The sequence below is a fragment of the Flaviramulus aquimarinus genome, from assembly GCF_039543205.1.
Taxonomy (GTDB): domain Bacteria; phylum Bacteroidota; class Bacteroidia; order Flavobacteriales; family Flavobacteriaceae; genus Flaviramulus_B; species Flaviramulus_B aquimarinus.
In genome coordinates this window covers 1-21,870 of record NZ_BAABJH010000005.1, presented here as the reverse complement: position 1 = coordinate 21,870, position 21,870 = coordinate 1, and the positions used below count along the sequence as shown (strand labels likewise).

Sequence of the window (21,870 nt, the reverse complement as noted above, 5' to 3'; positions counted from 1 at the left end):
AAATCCAAAAAAATTCTAGTATATTAGCCGTCAAAAATTTTCCATGAAAAACGCATTATTTATATTAGCTTTAGTCCTATTTACATCGTGTAGTAAAGACAATGACACCATTGATTTTACTGCTCAAAACGATAACGAAATTCAAGCCTATATTGCAACTAATAACCTAGATGCCATAAAGAGTAATTCCGGTTTATATTATGTTATTGATGAACAAGGCACTGGTGACAAACCTACGCAAACAGATCGGGTAAAAGTGGCTTACAAAGGCTATTTAACCAATGGTTTTGTTTTTGACGAAAGCACCTCTGGTTTCGACACCATATTACAGCTAGTCATTGCTGGATGGTCCGAGGGTATTACTTATTTTAACGAAGGGGGTCGTGGTAAATTATTAATTCCTGCACATTTGGCCTATGGCAACAATCCACCAACAGGTATCCCCGTAGGGGCAGTTCTCATTTTTGACATAGAACTTATCTATGTTAATTATGCTACTGAAAACGATAAAGAAATCGTAGCGTATATTGCCGATAATAATTTAACTGCACAAAAAAGTGATAGCGGCCTATACTATGTTATTGATGAATTAGGGGACGGCGACCAACCAACAGAAACCGATAACGTAACTGTTGCCTATAAAGGGTATTTAACCAATGGAACCCTATTTGATGAAACGAATGAGGAAGGGCTTTCGTTTAACTTACAACAAGTCATTACAGGTTGGACTGAAGGCATTACATATTTTAAAGAAGGCGGTAGTGGTACGTTATTAATTCCAGCACACCTAGCCTACGGAAATAATTCTGTTAGTGGTATAATAGCCCCTGGCTCGGTTCTTCTTTTTGATATTAATCTAATATCTGTTAATTAAAAGAAATTTACAAACTATAAAGCCCACTTTGCATAAAACAAAGTGGGCTTTTATTTATAATTTAAAATTCAAAAATTACATTGCTCCCCACTCTTTAAGCGAGTCCTTATTCATTTTAACATAATCAGCATTACCCGATTCTTCAGCACCAGCTAACGATTTTTTTGCAGCAGCAATAGCTCCAGCTTTATCTCCAGCCTTAGCATGAATTAGAGATTGTTGTCTTAAAAACCAAAAACGTGGTTTATCCTCAGTCATTTCAACAGCCTTATCAATCCACATTTTAGCCTCATTTATATCTTTACCTTCTTGTAAATAATAAACAGCAGCAGAAAAATAATCTCCAGCACTAGGACCATTCATAACATTTTTAATACTTGCCACAACAGCATCATCAGTTGGCACGGTAAAAGGAACGGCTACATACGTTTTTTCCCAAATAAATTCCAAGGTACCTCCGCTATTAGATAAATTGTTGATATCCATAGTAAATGATTCTACATTAAACGGCACAGGGTAAACTTTTACTATGGTTTTTGCAATTACTTTAGCATCATCCCAATCTCTTGGAGTTCCCCAATTTTCTGTATCAGAGTAAAAATACACCTCCCAAGATTCAATACCTGGCTTCGTAAAAATAGCATACGACCCCGCTTTTAAAGTCTGTCCATCAACTGTCGCATCGGTACTAAAAGTAATCATGCTGTTCTTGTTGGCTCCAGTTCTCCATAACTTATCGTAAGGCACCAAATCACCAAAAACAGTACGTTCTTTTACTCCAGGTCTTGAGTATTCAATAGTCACATCTGTTAATCCAACCTTTTGCTCCAATTTTGCAGATGGACTAGGCGCTGGTGTTTTTACTTGAGCCTTAACAGAACCAATAGCTAAAGACACCATTAATAATAATAGTAATTTTTTCATTTTTAAAAGTTATTTATAATTAAAGTTTCATTCAGCAATAAAATTAATCATTCTAAACCCCTTTATTGTTAACAAAAGCTTAAAATAAGACATTGTATATTTGCATAATAAAAATAATTTAGGCGCTGTCAAAAAAGCTTGCTTCAATGCATAACGTAACGTCTATTTAAATAAGATACATTAAAAAATGAAACAATACTTTTCTGAAACACTAGGCACATTTGCCATGGTATTTTGCGGTTGCGGCGCTATGACCATCAATGAGATAACAGGTGGTAGCATCTCCCATGTTGGTGTGGCAGTAACTTGGGGTTTAATTGTTATGGCTATGATTTACGCTTTTGGAGAAATTTCAGGAGCACATTTTAACCCTGCAGTGACCATTGGCTTTGCATTTGCCAAAAAATTTTCTTGGAAAGAAGTTCCTAAATATATTTTAGCACAAGCTATAGGTGCAATTTTTGCAGCATTTTTATTATGGTTTTTATTTCCCGAAAGCCAGTTTTTAGGCGAAACCACACCGGCAGATGGGTTTTCATCATACAAAGCAGCTATATTAGAATTTTTACTAACATTCTTTTTAATGGTCGTTATTATAAACGTATCAACAGGCAGTAAAGAAATTGGCACTATGGCAGGTATTGCTATAGGTGGCGTCATTCTGTTAGAAGCCATGTTTGCAGGCCCGATGACAAAAGCATCCATGAACCCCATTCGCTCTATTGCTCCTGCCCTTTTTACAGGTAATTATCAATATTTATGGCTTTATATTTCTGCGCCAATACTAGGTGCTATTGCTGCTGTTTCTAGTTGTAAACTCGTAAAAGATGAGCAATGTTGTTAAACCGTTTTCTAATAAAAAAGGATTAACTAATATCAAGTCAAAAAAATATTTTGTTTAACTTATTTTAATATTTGTTAAACATTTTATATCTTTGCTGTAAACAAAATGGTTATGGCTAAGAAAAAAGTAATCTCGAGTAATGACATCATAGGCTTTTACATGGACTATGTTTTAGAGCATGGTCAGAATCCTAAATCTGTATTTGCATTTTCTAAATTAAACAATTTTGAAGAAGCAACATTTTACGACCACTTTGCTTCTTTTGAAGCCATAGAAAAAGGAGTTTTTGAAGCATTTTTCACAAATAGTATAAACGCTTTAAATAAAAACGAAGACTACAACATATTTGATGCTCGAAATAAATTATTAAGTTTTTATTTTACATTTTTTGAAAACTTAACTGCAAATAGAAGTTATGTTATTCATAGTTTAAGTAACAACAAAAACAACTTAAAAGGTTTAAAACTACTTACTGGATTAAAAAATCACTTTACGGCTTATATTTCTGAATTAGAAATTCAAATGCTCGATATCAAGCAAGAACAGATTGAAAAAATTCAACAAAAAACTTTAAAAGAATCTGCTTGGCTACAGCTATTAATAACCATGAAATTTTGGATGGACGATACCTCATCTTCATTTGAAAAAACAGATATTTTCATCGAAAAATCAGTAAACACAACCTTTGATGTATTAGATATTGCACCTATAAAAAGTGTTATTGATTTAGGGAAATTTTTGTTCAAAGAAAAGTTTCAAATGAACTAAACACCACTTATGAAAACTATAGATACCATACCAACTTCAAAAATACAACGTGCCACTAAGCTTGTAGCAACTGGTGCAAAAGTAGGTGTTAATTATATAAAATATTATGGTGATAAAATGGTTAATCCAGAAACCGACGCCAAAGAAAGATTAAACAAAAATAACGCGACAGATATTTATGATGGCCTAAAACAACTGAAAGGAAGTGCTCTAAAAGTAGCACAAATGCTCAGTATGGAAAAGAGTATTTTACCACAAGCCTATGTCGAACAATTTTCATTGGCTCAATTTTCAGTGCCGCCATTGTCACCGCCCTTAGTTATAAAAACCTTTAAAAAATATTTTGGGAAACACCCCAATGACTTATTCGATACTTTTAATGCAACTTCTGTAAATGCCGCTAGCATTGGTCAAGTACATTTGGCAGAAAAAAATGGGAAACAACTTGCTGTGAAAATCCAATATCCAGGAGTTGCGGAAAGTATTGCATCAGATTTAGCTATGGTAAAACCCATTGCTATGAGTATGTTTAATATAAAAGGTAAAGATTCAGATAAATACTTTAAAGAGGTTGAAAATAAACTAGTCGAGGAAACAAATTATGTATTAGAAATGAAGCAAAGTAAGGACATTGCTTTGGCTTGCTCTCACATTTCTAATCTTTTGTTTCCAGAATATTACCCAGAACTATCTTCAGAACGGATCATAACCATGGATTACATGAAAGGTGAACACCTATCTGAATTTACAGCATATAATACAAATCAAGACACATCAAATAAATTAGGACAAGCTCTATGGGATTTTTACATGTATCAAATTCATAATTTAAAAAAAGTACATGCAGACCCACACCCAGGAAACTTTTTAGTAAATAAAAAAGGAGAATTAATAGCGCTCGATTTTGGGTGTATGAAAACCATTCCTATGGAATTTTATACACCTTATTTCGAATTAGCAAAATCAGAAAACATCAATAACAAAGATTATTTTGTTTCTAAATTATACGAATTAGAAATCTTAAGAGACGATGATTCAAAAGAAGAAATAGCCTTTTTTACCGAAATGTTTTATGATATGCTAAGCTTATTTACCCAACCTTTCCAACAGGAATCTTTTGATTTTTCTGACGCAAAATTCTTTGGTGAAATTGCAGATTTAGGAGAGCGTTATTCAAAAAATACAGATTTAAGAAAAATGAATGGTAATCGTGGTTCCAAACACTTCATATACATAAATAGAACATTTTTTGGCTTGTATAATTTAATGTTCGACTTAAAAGCCAAAGACATTCAAATTAATAATTATATGAACATATAATGACCTATTTTAATGAAGATGACATTAATGAGCTTCACCATTTATATAAAATCAATTTAATAAATAGCTGTTCTGGTTATAAATCAGCAAATTTAATAGGTAGTAAATCTAAAGATGGAAAAGAAAATGTTGCTGTTTTTAGTTCGGTAACACATATAGGGTCCAGTCCCGCGATGCTTGGTTTATTTATGCGACCAACAACGGTAATAAGAAACACATACGACAACATAAAATCTACAGGGGTTTATACCATAAACCATATTCATAAATCTATTATAGAAGATGCACATCATACTTCTGCTAAATATGATGCATCCATTTCAGAATTTGATGTCACAAACCTGCAATCGGAATATAAAAATGAATTTTATGCACCTTTTGTAAAAGACACACCTATTCAATTAGCTATGGAATTTGTTGAAACCTATGATATTAAAGCTAATAGCACCATTTTAATCATTGGTAAAATAATTGGTATATTCATAAAAAATAACCTTATAGAAAAAGATGGGTTTGTAAATCTTTCAAAAGCAGAAGTTGCTACAGTAAATGGATTAGATGGTTATGCCATTCCTGAAAACAAAGTACGCTTAGGTTACCAAAGACCAAAATAAGTTAAAACCACATAGAATATATGAGAATTCTCGTTACAGGAGCAACTGGATATATTGGTAAACGCCTCATTCCATTTTTGGTTAATGAAGGTCATCATGTATATTGCGCCGTTCGAGACAAACTACGTGCAGACAAAACCTATTTGGAAGAGGAACTTATTGATGTTATTGAAGTCGATTTCTTAAAACCTGAAACACTTAAAAACATTCCTGAAAATATTGATGTAGCTTATTATTTAATCCACTCCATGTCTAATTCTTCAAAAGACTTTGAATCGCTTGAAGAACGCTGTGCCATCAATTTTAAAAAGCAGATTGAAACCACTCAAACCAAACAAGTTATTTATCTCAGTGGTATTACAAATGATAAAGAACTCTCAAAACATCTGCAATCAAGAAAAAATGTTGAAGATAGGTTAGCTTCAGATAAATACGCATTAACTATATTCAAAGCAGGTATTATTGTAGGTTCTGGCAGTTCATCTTTTGAAATCATTAGAGATTTAGTTGAAAAGCTTCCCTTTATGATTGCACCAAAATGGTTAAACACAAAAACACAACCACTTGCTGTACGTGATGTTTTGGCATTCTTGTCTGGCGCTATAGACAACCCCTCACTTTACAATAAAACTTATGATGTTTTTGGGCCAGAAATATTAACATACAAACAGTTATTACTTCAATTTGCAGAAGTTAGAAACTTAAAGCGGTATATTTTAACCGTACCTGTAATGACTCCTAAACTATCCTCCTATTGGTTGTATTTTGTTACCTCAACATCATACAAATTAGCATCATCATTGGTCGACAGTATGGGTGTACAAATTATTGGCAAACCTAGTGATATCAATAAAAAATTAAACGTCAATCCCTTAACATACAAAGAAGCCGTAGCACTCGCTTTTGAAAAAATAGAACAAAACAGTATTGTTTCTAGCTGGAAGGATTCTATGATTAGTAGTGGCAGATTACGTAATAATTTACATAAGTACATAAACGTTCCAATATATGGTTGCTTTAAAGACCATAAAGAAAGACCTGTAAAAAACTCAGAAAAAACCATAGATAAAATTTGGAGTATTGGCGGAAAAACAGGTTGGTATTACGGCACTTTCCTTTGGAAAATACGTGGGTATATCGATAAGTTTTTTGGAGGTATTGGTTTACGCCGCGGAAGAACAAATCCAACAGATTTAAATGCAGGTGATGCATTGGACTTCTGGCGTGTTATTTTTGCTGACAAAACACAGCAAAAACTTTTACTCTATGCTGAAATGCGACTCCCTGGCGAAGCATGGTTGGAATTCAAGATTGAAAATGGCTTACTTAAACAAACTGCGACGTTTAGACCTCGAGGACTATGGGGACGTTTATATTGGTATAGCGTCCTACCTTTTCATGGATTGATTTTTAATGGTATGATAAAAAAACTTACCGAAGCTTAATAAATTTTCTCTATAATCAAATAAAATATTTTGTTCAACTTATTTAAATATAAGTTAAACATTTTGTATATTTGGATAAACAGTAAATTATGTTTCTAGATACTACATATTCGAATAAAAAAAATCAGGAACTTATTAATGATTTGGTTGGCAAACCTTATTCATTTTTAAAATCAATAAAAATGAAAGGGGTTGGCTCAAAACGTATGATTATAGATGATGTTAGTCTCAATTTTAAACAACACATGAATTCAATTTCAGATCCTAATTATGCTAATATAGAATTACGTACTGGTGGTATTCTTATATATATCAATAAAGGTTTAAAAAACCTTACTTGGGCTATTCCTTACTACCAATTGGTTATATATAAAGTAAATGGCGCAAGTATTCATGCCAATGGTCAATTTATACATTTTAAAAACAATAAAACATTTAGAGAAAACAAAAACTTTTTTAGAAAAATGTTAGATGAAAAAATAAAGTATGATTCACAGTATGATTTTCAACATTTATGGATTTAGAAATACAAGATGTTGATAGAATTATAGAAATGGCTTGGGAAGACCGAACAACATTTGAAGCTATCCTTTTTCAATTTGGCTTAAAAGAACAAGAAGTCATAGCACTCATGAGGGCAGAAATGAAACCCAGTAGTTTTAAAATGTGGCGTAAACGTGTTAAAGGCAGAAAAACAAAACATGAAAAGTTACGAACCTTTGAAAAAGGGCGTTTTAAATGTTCGCAACAAAAACAAATAAGTCAGAATAAAATATCAAAACGATAAATTATTCCTTATTAATAATAGAACTAAGTAAACCAATAGAAAAAATAATTACCATTCTATATATAAATAATTAAAACTATGGATTTAATAAACAGAGCCCTAGAATTTGAAAAAACAAAAATGAGATCCTTAACAACGAGTGATCGTGTTAAAATTTCTAGAGAAGCAAAAGCCTTGATTTTAGATTTAAATGAAATATACAAGGCTAAAAAAGATGAAAAGATAATGGATATCATGAAACGTTTAACCGTTATAAAAAGAAAAGTAGAAAAACGATTAAAAGGAAAACCATTAACCGCATAACGTTTCATTATAATCTAAAAATTATGGAATTATTACCTAAATATTAAATTTTACATAATTATTCTCTATAAAAATCGAAAATGTCATAGATTTTATTATATTGTCAAATTGTGAAACATTATGTTTTTTCACATGTATATTAAAATTGATTAAAGATTAAAAAAAATTATGGAGATTATTGATAAAGCTTTAGCATTCGAGCAACGTAAACATACTTTTAAAACAACTAGTGAGCGTATTGAATCGTCTAGAGAAGTAAAAGCCTTAATATTAAGTTTAAATACGATTTACAAAGAAGATAAAGATCCTGAAATCATGGATTTAATGAAACGCTTAACTGTTATTAAACAAAAAATTGAAAAAAGGCTAAAGGGCAGGCCATAACACAAATCTATGCCCTGAAACCATATGAAAACAATACTTGTTATAGGTGGTAGTAAGGGCATCGGAAATGCCATACTAAGTAAACTACTCGATCATTCCAAAGTCATAAACATTAGTAGGACCATTCCAGAGTACAAACATGGTAACTTATCTCACTTTTCTTGCGACATTACTAAAGATGATTTACCAAACATTGAACATGCAGACGGTTTAATTTATTGCCCAGGTAGCATTAACCTTAAACCTATTTCTAGATTAAGTATTGACGATTTTAAAAATGATTTTGAAATCAACGTCCTTGGTGCTGTAAAAGCTATTAAGGCCTACTTACCCATTCTTAAAAATGGTACAAAGCCCTCTATATTACTTTTTAGTACAGTGGCATCTAAATTAGGCATGCCTTTTCATGCCAGTATAGCTACAGCAAAATCTGGTGTTGAAGGATTGGTTAAATCATTAGGTGCAGAACTCGCACCAACAATTCGTATAAATGCTATTGCGCCTACAGTAACAAACACCCAACTCGCCTCAAAGCTTTTACGAAATGATAAAATGATTGAAAACATTACCGAACGCCATCCATTAAAAAAGTTTCTAGATCCCAAAGAAGTTGCAGAAATGGCAGATTTTCTAATCTCCGACAAAGCAGCCTCCATGTCTGGGCAGATTTTCGAAATGGATTGTGGTATAGTAAGTTTTAAAATATGAACCCCTTCAAAATATTTATAGCCACCTTATTTTTTAAAAGCAATAAAAGGTCAAAAATGAATAAAACATGTATTTACAACATTTCAATCCATGCATTAAATGGAGAACCTATTGAACTTTTAAAATTCAAAGGAAAACATATACTTTTTGTAAATGTAGCTTCTAAATGTGGTTTTACCTCTCAATACAAGGACTTGCAAGCATTGCATGAACAATACAACGATAAACTTCAAATTATTGGTGTGCCCTGCAATCAATTTGGCAGTCAAGAACCAGGAGATAAAAACACCATAGCCACGTTCTGCGAGGTTAATTATGGAGTTACATTTTTAATGACCGAAAAAATTGATGTTAAAGGTAAAAACCAGCATCCATTATATACTTGGCTCACTGAAAAAACATATAACAATAAAAGAGATTCTAAAGTGAAATGGAATTTTCAAAAATATTTAGTGGACGACCAAGGCCATTTAGTAGATTACTTTTTTTCAACAACCAATCCACAAAGTTCAAAAATAACAAAACACTTAAAATAAAAATTATGTTCGGATTTTTTAAAAAGAAAACAGAACTCGAAAAACTTCAAGATAAGTATAAATCACTTATGAAAGAATGGCATGACCTATCAAGTGTGAATAGAAGTGAAAGTGATAAAAAATATGCAGAAGCAGAAGAAGTTTCAAAACAAATCCATAAACTAAAACAATGAAATTAATCAAATACACTGTCGTATTTTTAATTATCAATTTCGGTGCACTTGCCATAGGTAATTGGCTTATGGACAACGGCCCACAAACCGAATGGTACACATCGTTAAATAAAGCCCCTTGGACACCTCCTGGATGGTTTTTTGGCCTAGCATGGAGCACCATCATGATTTGTTTTTCAATCTATATGGCCTACTTATACAAACTCGTGCCAAATACTAAATTAAAAATATTGTTTACCACCCAGTTTATACTAAATGTTATTTGGGGATTCTTTTTCTTTAATCAACATATGGTTGCTTTAGGCTTAATTTGTATCGTTTCATTAACTTTTATAATTGGGAAGTTTTTATTCGATTATAAGTCCCTTTTAAAAACAAAAAGCCTACTTATTGCACCTTACTTTATTTGGTTAATAGTAGCAACATCATTGAATGCTTACATTTTAATTTTTAACTCATAACTCAAAATAATTTAATGAAAATTTACCGCCTTCACAAAAAGCAAAACTTACCAATTTCTTTAGAACAAGCCTGGGATTTTCTATCAGATCCAAAAAATCTAAAAACAATCACGCCAGATTATATGGGGTTTAATATACTATCGGGAGCAGATAGACCTATGTTTGCGGGACAAATTATCCAATATATTGTAACACCAGTTTTAGGCATTAAAACCAAATGGGTAACAGAAATCACCCATGTTGTAGATAAACATTATTTTGTAGACGAACAGCGTTTTGGTCCTTACGCCCTTTGGCATCATAAACATTTTATAAAAGCCATTGAAGGCGGTGTGGAAATGGAAGATATTATAGATTATAAAGTTCCTTTTGGGATTATCGGTCAATTGGTCCATCCCTTTATAGTAAAACCTAAATTAGAAGAAATCTTTAATTATCGTACACAAAAACTTGAACAACTGTTCGGAGTTCATAAGTAAGCTGAATTGATTTAAAATATTTTTATTTGAAAAAAAAAATTAACATATTTTGGTTTCGTCGCGATTTAAGATTAAACGATAATCATGCGCTTTATAAAGCCCTTAAAGGACAATATAATGTGCTTCTTATTTTTATTTTTGATTCTGAAATTTTAGAACACCTGCCAAAAACCGATCCACGCGTTGCATTTATTCATAATACGCTTCAAAATATAAATTCAAGACTTATAAGTGAATTCAATAGTGGGATTAACATTTATCATGGTAAACCCATTGCTGTTTATAAAAAAATAATAAAAACCTATAACATTGATTCTGTTTACAGTAATCATGATTATGAGCCTTATGCTAGAAAACGTGATGCTGAACTCAAATTATTTTTAAATGAAAACAATATTGGTTTTAATACGTTTAAAGACCAAGTGATTTTTGAAAAAAATGATATTGTAAAAAGTGATGGCAAACCATATTTAGTCTATACACCATATATGAAACGTTGGAAAGAAACCTTTCGTAAAGGCAATCTTAAACAGTATCCTTCTGAAAATTTACTAAGTCATTTAATTTCAGGTAACTCATTTTTGAATTTAAGCTTGAATGATATAGGTTTTTCAATATCTGAACAAGAAATAAAACCTTATGTAATAAATACAGAACTCATACAAAATTACGAATCCACAAGAAATTTCCCTGCTCTGGACAGTACCTCTAAATTAGGTCCACATTTACGTTTTGGCACCGTTAGCATTCGTAATATGGTAAAAATAGCCGTTGCTGAAGTCAATGAAATATTCTGGCAAGAACTGATATGGCGTGAGTTTTTTATGCAAATTCTTTGGCATTTTCCAGAAACACAGACTAAAAGTTTCAAACCCAAATACGACCGTATTGTTTGGAGGAATAACGAACTAGAGTTTAAACTATGGTGCGAAGGTAAAACGGGTTACCCTTTAGTAGATGCAGGAATGCGACAGTTAAATGAAACCGGGTTTATGCACAATCGTGTTAGGATGTTAGTTGGTAGCTTTTTATGCAAACACTTATTAATAGATTGGCGCTGGGGCGAAGCCTATTTTGCCGAAAAGCTCCACGACTATGATATGGCTAGCAATATTGGAAACTGGCAATGGGTTGCTGGTTGCGGTGTTGATGCAGCACCCTATTTTAGAATTTTTAACCCTACGACTCAAATTGAAAAGTTTGACAAACAATTAGATTACATTAATACATGGGTTCAAGATTTACAAGAACTGACCTATCCCAGACCTATCGTTGATCATAAATTTGCTAGAGAACGCTGTTTAAAAGTTTATAAAGAAGCCTTAAATTAAAAAAACAAATCATACTTCGCTCGCTTTTTATAAGAGAAATCCTTATATTTGAATGTAAACAACCTTAACAATTAACATGAGAAAACTAGTTTTAATACTGTTTTCGATTCTAGCTTTAAGTTCATATTGTCAAGATAAAAATTGTTCTGAATTTAAAACTGGAGAGTTTGAATATTCTAACTCAAATTACTCTGAGTGGAAAATAAATAGAACAGATTCAATTCAAATTGAAATTAGTACAAAAAATCAGATCGAAATTCAAAGTTCCATTGAATGGAAGTCAGATTGCGAATTTATTTTGACTTGCAGAAAAGTTTCAAACCCAAACTTCGAACACCTTATAGGTAAAATATTCAAATATAAGATTATCAAAACATTTGATGATAGATATATCTGTATCTCAAAAGGAAACGACATTCAGCCAAAACACCTAGAATTGGAAATGATAAAAATGAATTAATAATAGTTCTACTTTAGTAATAAACCCATTTTAAGATATACATCTACACAGCTTCTATTAAAAATACGCAGTTATACTTATTTTTTTTTGCTATCTATAGCATTACCTTTATAAAGGTGTAATATTAAAATTAATCAAGCTATGATACGCGTACATTTAAACCCTTCCATTATAGAAAGTTTAAACTTTAATAAAAATGATGAAATATTAGAAATAGAATTTAAACCTGATGTTAATCCTGCTGAATGTATAGACATTTCTATGTCCATATTAAAAGACTATGTAAATTCCATTAAACCAGAAAATACTATCGAAACTAAAAACAACTTTTATAGAAACTTAAGAGTTGTGTATTCAAATTTTAAAGCTTCATAAACTATATGCGCTCAATATGTGCTCCAATAGCACGTAAGCGTTCATCTATATTTTCATAACCTCGATCTATCTGTTCAATATTTTGAATGGTAGATGTTCCTTTTGCAGAAAGTGCTGCAATTAATAACGAGACACCAGCACGAATATCAGGAGATGTCATGGTTGTTGCTTTTAAAGTCGACTTAAAGTCATGACCAATAACAGTAGCCCTATGTGGATCACACAAAATAATTTTCGCGCCCATATCAATTAGTTTGTCTACAAAAAACAAACGGCTTTCAAACATCTTTTGATGTATTAAAACACTACCTCTTGCTTGTGTTGCCACAACCAGTATAATACTCAATAAATCGGGCGTAAATCCAGGCCAAGGTGCATCAGAAATGGTTAGAATAGAACCATCTATAAAACTTTGTATTTCGTAACCATCAGTATGCGCAGGAATATGGATATCATCACCTTGCTTTTCAACTGTAATACCTAATTTTCTAAATGTTTCTGGAATCAATCCTAAATCGTTCCAAGACACATTAGTAATGGTTAATTCACTTTTAGTCATCGCTGCCAAACCAATCCAACTACCAATTTCAATCATATCTGGTAACATGGTATGATCTGTTCCTCCTAAATTTTGAACCCCATCAATAATAAGCATATTTGAACCAACACCGCTAATTTTAGCTCCCATCCTATTCAGCATTTTACATAATTGCTGTAAATAGGGTTCGCAGGCTGCATTGTAAATAGTAGTTTGCCCTTCTGCTAAAACAGCAGCCATTAATATATTTGCCGTTCCAGTTACCGAAGCTTCCTCTAGAAGCATGTAAGTTCCTTTTAATTTCTCAGCTTCAACGCCATAAAATTGTTCCTCTTTACTATATCCAAATTTAGCACCAAGTTTTATTAAACCTTCAAAGTGCGTATCTAAACGACGACGACCAATTTTATCACCACCGGGCTTTGGTATATAGCCTTTTCCAAAACGCGCTAATAAAGGCCCTACAATCATAATAGAACCTCGTAAACCACGACCATCTATTTTAAATTGATCGGATTCTAAATACGCTAAATCAACCTCGTCTGCCTGAAATGTATATGTGCCTTTTCCTTGTTTTTCAACTTTAACACCTAATTTTTTGAGCAAGCTAATTAGCTTATTGACATCAACAATATCTGGAATGTTATATATTGTAATTAACTCTGGAGTTAATAAAACCGCACATAAAATCTGTAACGCTTCATTTTTCGCACCTTGTGGTTGTATACTACCTTTAAGTTGGTGACCACCTTCAATTTTAAATGTTCCCATGCTGTACTAGTAACGTTTTCTTTGTCGGTTATTTGATTTTTTCTTGTGGTGCCCTTTTTTACTATGGCTGTTAGAATATTTAGATTTAGAACGCATTAAGTTTGTCGCGTCTTGTAAATCTTCTTCAGAATCTTTTAAATCAATTTTACCTCCAGAAAGCTCAAATAAATGGTTGAAGATTACAGCATCTTCTACCGTGTCCTTATTCCAATTTAAAAAACACTTTTTCATATGATTTGCTATAGTATAAACCAAAGCTTCTTTAAGCTCACCTTCTTCCCAAGTATTAGCAACATCAATCATGGTTTTTATATTGTTACCATAAAAACGATATTTAGGGAAATTTTGTGGATATTTTAAAGGTTCTGGACGCTCTTCATAAATTTCTTTTGTAGGAACCTCATAAGGTGAATCGGCATCTAATTCAAAATTAGACATGATAAACAATTGATCCCAAAGTTTATGCTGAAAATCGGGAACATCTCGTAAATGTGGTTGCATATTACCCATCACAGCAATAATGCCTTTTGCTACTTTATTGCGCTCTTCTTTTGTTTCAAGTGATTTAGCGTAATTAATCATTTTTTGCATATGGCGTCCATATTCTGGAATAATCAAATGCTCACGCTCTGTGTTGTATTCTAAATTGTCTATTATCAAAATAAATGTGTAGAGTTAAATATTGATGCACGTAGTTGTTATGCAAGCGCAAAATACAAAAAAAAACTAAAGGCTTATGACTCCTTCTACTTTTTCTGCTACTTCCTTGTATTTTTCAATCACAGTAACAGGGTTTTTCATCAAAACGTTAATAGATACGCTAGTATATTTTCCGTTTTTAGATACTTTAGTTTCTATTACTGCACCTAAATTATTAAAAAGTGATTCAATTAGCACTATTTTTTCTTTATCTGTTAGGACAATAAATTTATATAAATATTCCGATGGCCACAATGCCGTATCGTATAATTGTGCTTTTAATTTTTTATAAAATTCTTCTGAATTTTCAGGTGTACTCATAATCTTTTTTTAAGCTACAAATATAAGGTTTCATTTCTATTTTTTTTATAGCCTTTAAATTCCGATTTTTACAGCAAATAATACTCCATTGAACACTAAAAAAATTGTTATTACTGGTGGCCCAGGAACAGGAAAAACATCCATAATTAATACTTTGAAAATAAAAAAATTTCATTGTTTTGATGAAGTCATACGCACGCTAACTTTAGAGGTTAAAAATGAAGTAAGCACTTCTGAGCATATTTCTAATCCAATTGCTTTTGCTAATGACCCTATGACCTTTAATACCCGATTGCTTAACGGTCGTATTGATCAATTTAAACAAGCTGGAACTTTAAATAAAAACCTAAACTTCTTTGATCGTGGTATTCCGGATGTTTTAGCATATATGGACTATTTTAATCAGCAATATGGCAACTTATTTACTGAGGCATGTCAAACACATGTTTATACTCATGTGTTTTTACTCCCACCTTGGAAATCTATTTATAAAACAGACAATGAGCGATTTGAAACTTTTGAAGAAGCTGTAAAAATTCATAATTTTTTAGAACATACTTACAAAAAATTTGGTTATAATGTTATTGAAGTCCCTTTTGGAACTATCGAAGATCGCACCAATTATATCATAAATAACATCTAAAAAAACCTGTGACACACCCAATAAACATATTAGAACACTATTGGAAATTCACAGCATTTAGGCCTGAACAAGAAGCTATTATACATAGTGTTATACAAGGTGAAGATACGTTTGTATTACTACCTACTGGCGGAGGAAAATCGTTATGCTTTCAAATTCCTGCTTTAGCAAAAAAAGGTATATGCATAGTCGTCTCGCCATTAATAGCACTTATGAAAGACCAAGTGCAACAATTAAATAACAAAGGCATTAAAGCCATGGCACTTACGAGTGGTATAAGCTATAATGAATTAGATACACTTTTAGATAATTGCATTTATGGAAATTACAAGTTTTTATATCTTTCACCAGAACGTCTACAACAAGAATTGGTTCAAGACCGTATCAGGTTAATGAACGTAAATTTAATTGCAGTTGATGAAGCACATTGTATCTCGCAATGGGGTAGCGATTTTAGACCTGCATATAAAAACATAGCCATTTTACGCCAATTACAACCCTCGGTAAATGTAGTGGCATTGACCGCCTCAGCAAGACCAGAAGTTGTAAAAGACATTATTAAGGAACTAGATTTTATTAAACCTAAAATATTTAAGCAATCTTTTTTACGTCCTAACCTGGCATACATGGTGTTTCATGAAAACGATAAATATTACAGACTTGAAACTATCCTAAAAAAATATACAAGCTCATCAATTATTTACGTTAGAAACAGAAAATCAACTCTGGAAGTTAGCGAATTTTTAGAATCGAAAAATATTACAGCATCTTACTATCATGGTGGACTTTCAAATATTGAAAAAGATGCAAATATGACCTCATGGTTACACAACCAAAAACAAGTAATGGTTGCCACTAATGCATTTGGAATGGGTATTGATAAACCTGATGTAAAAACAGTTATTCATATAAATTTACCAGAAAACATAGAAAGTTATTTTCAGGAAGCAGGGCGGGTTGGTAGAAATGGCGAAAAAGCTTTTGCTGTCATATTAAAAAACAACAGTGATGAATCTAAGGTTAAAAATCAATTTCTTAGTGTACTTCCAGATGTCAATTTTGTAAAACAAGTATATAGAAAACTATGTAACTATTTTCAAATATCCTATGGTGAAGGTGAATATATGACTTTCGATTTTGATTTTAATACCTTTTGCAAAACCTATAATTTTAGCCCTATTTTATGTTACAATGCTTTATTATTGTTAGATAGAAATAGTATTATCACATTATCAAAACAATTTAAGAATAAGGTAACAGTACAATTCATCATATCCAACACAGCTCTTTTTAATTATTTAGAAACGCATCAAGATTTTAACATTATCGTAAAGTCTATTTTAAGACTATATGGTGGTGTTTTTGAGCACAACACAAAAATTGATTTAATTAAAATTACTGAAAAAGCTTCAGTATCAGAAAACATTTTAATAAAGACTTTGCAACAATTGGAGCGAGATGCTATCATCACTTTAAATTTAGCAAAAACCGATGCACAAGTCACATTTATTCAACCAAGAGAAGATGATAAAACAATAAACAGAATTGCATCAATTATAGAACAACAAAACAAATTAAAACAGCAGCAAGTTAAAGCTATGGTTAATTATGTTGAAAATGATTCGGTTTGTAAAAGCATGCAACTCCTCTCCTATTTTGGTGAAAAGGATACAAAACCTTGTGGCATTTGTTCGGTTTGCATTGACCCTAAAAAAAGTGACGCTACTCAAGACCTTATTACCATAAAAAAATGTATTATAGAATTATTGGAAAATGGTGATCAATCGTCAAGAGCAATTATTGCCCATTTAAAATGTTCAGAAAAAGATCTAAAAACCGTTTTAAAATTAATGTTAGAACATCAAATAATTACTATTACACCAACAAACACTTATAAACTAAGTCATTTATGAAGGATTTAAGAATTGTATTTATGGGTACACCCGATTTTGCAGTTACTATTTTAAAAGCATTAGTAGAAAACAAACATAATATTGCAGGTGTTATTACAGCACCCGATAGACCTGCAGGACGCGGACGAAAACTTAACGAGAGTGCGGTTAAACAATACGCAAAAACTCAAGGCTTGAACATTTTACAGCCTACTAACTTAAAAAGTACTGATTTTTTAGATGAATTAAAATCCCTTAATGCTAATCTTCAAATTGTAGTAGCTTTTAGAATGTTACCAAAAGTAGTTTGGCAAATGCCCGAATACGGCACATTTAATTTGCATGCCTCGTTATTACCAAACTATCGTGGTGCTGCCCCTATTAACTGGGCTATTATTAATGGAGAAACAAAAACGGGGGTTTCAACATTCTTTATTGATGAAAAAATTGATACTGGTGATATGATTCTGCAAGAGGAATTGGGTATTGAACCAGACGAAAATGCAGGCAGTCTTCATGATAAATTAATGCATATGGGTAGCGATTTGGTTATAAAAACTATTTCTCTAATAGAAAATAATGACGTGCAAACCATTCCCCAAAAAGAATCTAAAAATATCAAAACAGCTTATAAGTTAAATAAAAACAACTGTAAAATAAATTGGAATGACGATATTGATAAGATCTATAATTTAATTCGAGGATTAAGTCCATACCCCGCTGCATGGTGTACCTTAATTAATGGTGATAGCTCATTAGATATAAAGATATACAAGGTTGAAAAAGAATATATAGCTCATTCCGAAGAAACTGGCAAGATTATTTCTTCTAAAAAAGAATTAAAGGTCGCAGTTGCAAAAGGTTACATTGTTTTAAAAGAAATAAAACTTCCTGGTAAGCGTACTATGGAAATAAAATCTCTTTTAAATGGTTATGCATTTGAGCCAAATGCTAAAATGCTCTAAAGCCTTATTCTCATTGATATTATAAAATGATCGATAAAATACACTTCCTTTATTAACAAATACTACAAGTTATCAACAAAACCATGTATTTCCCTTGCGGTTACTTGCACGGAAGTATAATCCGTATAAATTTGTATGAGGATTAACAAAAATGTTTAACCGATTTATTAATTATTAAATTTTATATTATGAACAAAACAGATTTAATTGACGCAATGGCAGAGCATGCAGGAATTACTAAAGCAGCTGCAAAAAAAGCTTTAGAGTGTGCAATCATTGAAATTGAAGGCGCTTTACAAAAAGGCAACAGAGTTTCTTTAGTAGGATTTGGATCTTGGTCAGTATCTAAAAGAGCTGCAAGAGACGGAAGAAACCCTCAAACTGGTGAAACAATCAAAATCAAAGCTAAAAACGTTGTTAAGTTTAAAGCTGGATCAGATTTATCAAGTGCAGTAAACTAATTAGTTACTTATCTTATATAAAAAATGCCTTCATTTTATGAAGGCATTTTTTATATCTCCCAAAAAGAGTTGCATTTTTAATAAATAAATATTAGATTTAATTATTAAAACCTCAAAATATGGTAACAATAAAACCCAAAAAAGGAGATTTGTTAATCGCTGAACCTGCTATTATTGGTGATGTTTCTTTTAATCGTTCTATTGTTTTACTAGCCGACCATTCTAAAGAAGGCTCTATAGGTTTTATTCTTAATAAACCGCTTGAATATACTATTAATGATTTAATACCAGAAGTAGAAGCTACGTTTAAAGTATATAATGGTGGCCCTGTAGAACAAGATAACTTATATTTTATACATAAAATACCACAATTAATTCCAGATAGTATAGAAATTTCTTTGGGAATTTACTGGGGTGGCGATTTCTCTAAGTTAGCCGAACTTATTAAAGATAGGACTATAAGCGAAAATGATATCCGCTTTTTTCTTGGGTATTCTGGCTGGGAATCTACCCAGTTAGAAAGTGAATTGAAAGCTAATTCATGGGTTGTTACTGAAAATATTTATAAAAAGAATATTATAGAGAAAGATTACGAAACCTTTTGGAAAGAAAAAATGCTGGAATTTGGTGGAGAATATAGTATTTGGTCTAATGCGCCAGAAAACCCTAGTTACAATTAATTTAATCGTATTTTAACATTTAGTTTTTGCAGTAATTCTCTAGACACATCATTAAAGAAGATTTTCTTCCTGTATTTACTTATTGGCTGTATTCCAGAAATAACATTAGTTATGAATAGTTCATCGGCTTTTTGCAGATCAAAAGGAGATATAGAATCTTCAACTATTTCATATTCTGGCAACGCTTTAACAATATTTATAACTTGCGTACGCATAACTCCCTTTAAACATCCATCAGATATTGGTGGTGTTTTAATAACATTCTCTTTAACTAAAAAAATATTTCCATTAAGTGCTTCAACAACTTTTTTGTCTGTATTTAGAATCAAACAATTATTTAAATTATTTTCTTTAGCAAAAATACTTCCGATAACATTGAGTGCTTTATTATTCGTTTTTAAAGTGGACAACAAACTAGGTGAAATATAGTAGTCCTTAAACAAATCAACTTCGTAAAAATCAGTTTTCAATAAATAAAAATCGTCTTGAATTTGTTTTACCGAAATAATAAAACTAACATCATTAGTATCTGGCATATAAAATCCACCTTCATTTCTATGAATCATTAACTTTATGCGAGCTGATGATTTTAATAATTGATTAGCTTCTAAAGTCTTTTGCATTTGTTCTTCTAAAAATTCCATAGTGAAATTCATTGGAATTTCCATACGCATAATACGCATTGATGCCATTAATCTAAAATAATGATCTTCCCAAAACAAGATCTTTCCGTAACTAGTTTTTATAGTTTCAAAAAGTGCATCGCCATAGGCATACCCTCTGTTTTGAGGTGATAAAAAGGTGTTTTCTTCTAAAATAGTTCCGTTAAAATTTGTCATAAAAAATCCCGCTAACATGGTTTTGAAAAGCGGGACAAATATAATTTAAAATATGCTATTGATTATTAGGCTGACCCTAATACTTGTTTTAAACTGGAAATTTGATTTGCCCAAAGCATTTTTGCTTCATCAACTTCATCTTCATCGGCAAAATCAGTAACCATTAAAGACACATCTTTAGTAATTTCATCTACTTGAATCCTTATTTCAAAATAACAAGTCAAATCATCTTCTTCGTCTTCTAGCCACCTGAATTTAACACGTTCGCCACTTTTTTTATTTAACAATTTTGCTTGTTCTTCGCTACCATCCCATATAAAAGTAAACAATTCTCCTCGAGAATTTACATTATCTGAAAACCATTCAGATAAACCAGATGGTGTCGATATATATTGATATAACAATTGAGGAGAGGCATGTATTGGAAATTCAATATCAAACTTAATTTTATCGTCCATAATTACTTTTGAAATTTACAAGCCCAATATATACATTAATTGATAAGTATAGCAACTATTTTTAATAATATTTTCCTTTAGTTCTGTTTGCTTACAACAATATTGTTTTTATATTTGCACCCTTAAATTATGGCGAGGTAGCTCAGTTGGTTAGAGCGTCGGATTCATAACCCGGAGGTCGGGGGATCGTGCCCCCCTCTCGCTACAAGATAAAAAGTCGAGATATTAAATCTCGACTTTTTATTTATAATCAATATTTTTATAAAGTACTAGTATTTAAGTAATCTTTTAGTTATTGAAGTTTTGGTTTCTTTTTCAATAATTTTAAATATATACGGAGCATTTTCAAGATTATTTAAGTCCGATACATTTATCTTACCATTCTTATTCACATATTCTTTATCTAAGATTAGCCTCCCATTTAAATCGTAAATCTTAATATTAAAAACATTATAGCTAAAAGATAATGGTAACACTACAACAACTTTATCCTTAAAAGGGTTTGGTAATAATAAAACATTCCCCAAATCAAAATCTTCTATTCCTAAAGTGCCATCTACTGTTAATGGATTACAGTCATCATCAATGTTATTGTTTGGAACTTCTGTTCCATTTGGATTTACCTCAAACACATTATCATCACAATCGCCTGTTATAGCAATTAACTCAGAGAATAAATAATAATTTACGGGTCGATTACAAGATACTTGTAAAGAACCTCCGCTATAACCATCTCCATCATTATCGATGTACCATACTGTATTCGGGTGGATGGTATCGTCTGTATCGTCACAGTCTGGCGTTGCTGGAGCCGTTA

The 21,870-nt window shown here is 31.6% G+C and carries 30 protein-coding genes and 1 tRNA gene; 24 read left to right on the top strand and 7 right to left on the bottom strand.

Annotated elements, in window-relative coordinates:
* The first annotated feature begins 43 nt into the window (after positions 1-43).
* Positions 44-874 carry an FKBP-type peptidyl-prolyl cis-trans isomerase gene (locus tag ABD941_RS10835; protein ID WP_345274156.1) on the top strand — a complete coding sequence of 277 codons (831 nt, stop codon included), beginning with the start codon at positions 44-46 and terminating at the stop codon, positions 872-874.
* 75 nt (positions 875-949) lie between these two features.
* On the opposite strand, the gene ABD941_RS10830 is transcribed toward ABD941_RS10835, so the two are convergent.
* Positions 950-1,798, bottom strand: coding sequence for a DUF2911 domain-containing protein (locus ABD941_RS10830; RefSeq protein WP_345274155.1), 849 nt, complete (start codon positions 1,796-1,798; stop codon positions 950-952).
* Positions 1,799-1,985: 187 nt separating this feature from the next.
* Between ABD941_RS10830 and ABD941_RS10825 the strand changes: the two genes are divergently transcribed.
* The 17 genes from ABD941_RS10825 (at position 1,986) to ABD941_RS10745 (ending at position 12,786) form a co-directional block, all read left to right on the top strand.
* Positions 1,986-2,642: an MIP/aquaporin family protein gene (locus tag ABD941_RS10825; protein ID WP_345274154.1), complete on the top strand. Its 657-nt coding sequence runs from the start codon at positions 1,986-1,988 to the stop codon at positions 2,640-2,642.
* 111 nt (positions 2,643-2,753) lie between these two features.
* Positions 2,754-3,410, top strand: a complete 657-nt coding sequence (locus ABD941_RS10820) for a TetR family transcriptional regulator C-terminal domain-containing protein (protein ID WP_345274153.1) — start codon at positions 2,754-2,756, stop codon at positions 3,408-3,410.
* Between the two features lie 9 nt (positions 3,411-3,419).
* Positions 3,420-4,730 carry an ABC1 kinase family protein gene (locus ABD941_RS10815; RefSeq protein ID WP_345274152.1) on the top strand — a complete coding sequence of 437 codons (1,311 nt, stop codon included), beginning with the start codon at positions 3,420-3,422 and terminating at the stop codon, positions 4,728-4,730.
* Positions 4,730-5,344, top strand: coding sequence for a flavin reductase family protein (locus tag ABD941_RS10810; RefSeq protein WP_345274151.1), 615 nt, complete (start codon positions 4,730-4,732; stop codon positions 5,342-5,344). The genes ABD941_RS10815 and ABD941_RS10810 overlap by 1 nt, the downstream gene beginning before the upstream one ends.
* A gap of 20 nt (positions 5,345-5,364) precedes the next feature.
* Positions 5,365-6,789, top strand: a complete 1,425-nt coding sequence (locus ABD941_RS10805; RefSeq protein ID WP_345274150.1) for an SDR family oxidoreductase — start codon at positions 5,365-5,367, stop codon at positions 6,787-6,789.
* Between the two features lie 89 nt (positions 6,790-6,878).
* Positions 6,879-7,313 carry a hypothetical protein gene (locus ABD941_RS10800; RefSeq protein WP_345274149.1) on the top strand — a complete coding sequence of 145 codons (435 nt, stop codon included), beginning with the start codon at positions 6,879-6,881 and terminating at the stop codon, positions 7,311-7,313.
* Complete coding sequence (locus tag ABD941_RS10795; RefSeq protein ID WP_345274148.1) at positions 7,304-7,576, top strand: TIGR03643 family protein; 273 nt, start codon at positions 7,304-7,306, stop codon at positions 7,574-7,576. Before ABD941_RS10800 ends, ABD941_RS10795 begins: the two co-directional genes overlap by 10 nt.
* Before the next feature lie 78 nt (positions 7,577-7,654).
* Complete coding sequence (locus ABD941_RS10790) at positions 7,655-7,879, top strand: hypothetical protein (protein WP_345274147.1); 225 nt, start codon at positions 7,655-7,657, stop codon at positions 7,877-7,879.
* 168 nt (positions 7,880-8,047) lie between these two features.
* The gene (locus tag ABD941_RS10785) at positions 8,048-8,263 is read left to right on the top strand and encodes a hypothetical protein (RefSeq protein ID WP_345274146.1); all 216 of its coding nucleotides are present in this window, start codon (positions 8,048-8,050) and stop codon (positions 8,261-8,263) included.
* A gap of 24 nt (positions 8,264-8,287) precedes the next feature.
* Positions 8,288-8,971: an SDR family NAD(P)-dependent oxidoreductase gene (locus tag ABD941_RS10780; protein ID WP_345274145.1), complete on the top strand. Its 684-nt coding sequence runs from the start codon at positions 8,288-8,290 to the stop codon at positions 8,969-8,971.
* A gap of 56 nt (positions 8,972-9,027) precedes the next feature.
* Positions 9,028-9,507: a glutathione peroxidase gene (locus ABD941_RS10775; protein WP_345274144.1), complete on the top strand. Its 480-nt coding sequence runs from the start codon at positions 9,028-9,030 to the stop codon at positions 9,505-9,507.
* Between the two features lie 5 nt (positions 9,508-9,512).
* Positions 9,513-9,680, top strand: coding sequence for a Lacal_2735 family protein (locus tag ABD941_RS10770; RefSeq protein ID WP_345274143.1), 168 nt, complete (start codon positions 9,513-9,515; stop codon positions 9,678-9,680).
* Positions 9,677-10,141 carry a TspO/MBR family protein gene (locus tag ABD941_RS10765; RefSeq protein WP_345274142.1) on the top strand — a complete coding sequence of 155 codons (465 nt, stop codon included), beginning with the start codon at positions 9,677-9,679 and terminating at the stop codon, positions 10,139-10,141. The genes ABD941_RS10770 and ABD941_RS10765 overlap by 4 nt, the downstream gene beginning before the upstream one ends.
* Positions 10,142-10,155: 14 nt before the next feature.
* Complete coding sequence (locus ABD941_RS10760; protein ID WP_345274141.1) at positions 10,156-10,620, top strand: SRPBCC family protein; 465 nt, start codon at positions 10,156-10,158, stop codon at positions 10,618-10,620.
* 26 nt (positions 10,621-10,646) lie between these two features.
* A complete protein-coding gene (locus ABD941_RS10755) occupies positions 10,647-11,951 on the top strand; it encodes a cryptochrome/photolyase family protein (protein WP_345274140.1) in 1,305 nt (434 codons plus the stop codon).
* 76 nt (positions 11,952-12,027) lie between these two features.
* Positions 12,028-12,411, top strand: a complete 384-nt coding sequence (locus ABD941_RS10750) for a hypothetical protein (protein ID WP_345274139.1) — start codon at positions 12,028-12,030, stop codon at positions 12,409-12,411.
* Positions 12,412-12,552: 141 nt separating this feature from the next.
* Positions 12,553-12,786 (top strand): hypothetical protein, encoded by a 234-nt coding sequence (locus ABD941_RS10745; protein ID WP_345274138.1) that lies wholly within the window; start codon positions 12,553-12,555, stop codon positions 12,784-12,786.
* A gap of 1 nt (position 12,787) precedes the next feature.
* Here ABD941_RS10745 and murA read toward each other — a convergent pair whose 3' ends face one another.
* The 3 genes from murA to ABD941_RS10730 all read right to left on the bottom strand — a co-directional run bounded on the left by murA (position 12,788) and on the right by ABD941_RS10730 (position 15,115).
* Positions 12,788-14,095: a UDP-N-acetylglucosamine 1-carboxyvinyltransferase gene (gene murA, locus ABD941_RS10740; protein WP_345274137.1), complete on the bottom strand. Its 1,308-nt coding sequence runs from the start codon at positions 14,093-14,095 to the stop codon at positions 12,788-12,790.
* Between the two features lie 6 nt (positions 14,096-14,101).
* Positions 14,102-14,752 carry a DUF4290 domain-containing protein gene (locus ABD941_RS10735; protein ID WP_345274286.1) on the bottom strand — a complete coding sequence of 217 codons (651 nt, stop codon included), beginning with the start codon at positions 14,750-14,752 and terminating at the stop codon, positions 14,102-14,104.
* 69 nt (positions 14,753-14,821) lie between these two features.
* Complete coding sequence (locus ABD941_RS10730) at positions 14,822-15,115, bottom strand: DUF493 family protein (protein ID WP_345274136.1); 294 nt, start codon at positions 15,113-15,115, stop codon at positions 14,822-14,824.
* Positions 15,116-15,203: 88 nt separating this feature from the next.
* Here ABD941_RS10730 and ABD941_RS10725 point away from each other — a divergent pair, with 88 nt between their 5' ends.
* The 5 genes from ABD941_RS10725 (at position 15,204) to ABD941_RS10705 (ending at position 19,756) form a co-directional block, all read left to right on the top strand.
* Positions 15,204-15,758, top strand: a complete 555-nt coding sequence (locus tag ABD941_RS10725) for an AAA family ATPase (RefSeq protein WP_345274135.1) — start codon at positions 15,204-15,206, stop codon at positions 15,756-15,758.
* An 8-nt stretch (positions 15,759-15,766) separates the two neighbouring features.
* Entirely contained in the window at positions 15,767-17,671 is a 1,905-nt protein-coding gene (locus ABD941_RS10720) for a RecQ family ATP-dependent DNA helicase (protein ID WP_345274134.1), read from the top strand.
* Complete coding sequence (fmt, locus tag ABD941_RS10715) at positions 17,668-18,615, top strand: methionyl-tRNA formyltransferase (RefSeq protein WP_345274133.1); 948 nt, start codon at positions 17,668-17,670, stop codon at positions 18,613-18,615. Before ABD941_RS10720 ends, fmt begins: the two co-directional genes overlap by 4 nt.
* A gap of 188 nt (positions 18,616-18,803) precedes the next feature.
* On the top strand, positions 18,804-19,076 hold the full coding sequence (locus tag ABD941_RS10710; protein WP_345190785.1) for an HU family DNA-binding protein: 273 nt from the start codon (positions 18,804-18,806) through the stop codon (positions 19,074-19,076).
* Between the two features lie 119 nt (positions 19,077-19,195).
* Positions 19,196-19,756, top strand: coding sequence for a YqgE/AlgH family protein (locus tag ABD941_RS10705; protein WP_345274132.1), 561 nt, complete (start codon positions 19,196-19,198; stop codon positions 19,754-19,756).
* Here ABD941_RS10705 and ABD941_RS10700 read toward each other — a convergent pair.
* Together ABD941_RS10700 and ABD941_RS10695 are read right to left on the bottom strand one after the other, a co-directional pair.
* On the bottom strand, positions 19,753-20,595 hold the full coding sequence (locus ABD941_RS10700) for an aminotransferase class IV (protein ID WP_345274131.1): 843 nt from the start codon (positions 20,593-20,595) through the stop codon (positions 19,753-19,755). The genes ABD941_RS10705 and ABD941_RS10700 overlap by 4 nt on opposite strands.
* 65 nt (positions 20,596-20,660) lie before the next feature.
* Positions 20,661-21,053, bottom strand: coding sequence for an START-like domain-containing protein (locus ABD941_RS10695; protein WP_345274130.1), 393 nt, complete (start codon positions 21,051-21,053; stop codon positions 20,661-20,663).
* Between the two features lie 131 nt (positions 21,054-21,184).
* Here ABD941_RS10695 and ABD941_RS10690 point away from each other — a divergent pair.
* Positions 21,185-21,258: transfer RNA gene (locus ABD941_RS10690), tRNA-Met, on the top strand.
* A gap of 64 nt (positions 21,259-21,322) precedes the next feature.
* On the opposite strand, the gene ABD941_RS10685 is transcribed toward ABD941_RS10690, so the two are convergent.
* Positions 21,323-21,870 (bottom strand): T9SS type A sorting domain-containing protein (locus tag ABD941_RS10685; RefSeq protein WP_345274129.1); only part of this gene is annotated, 548 nt, incomplete at its 5' end.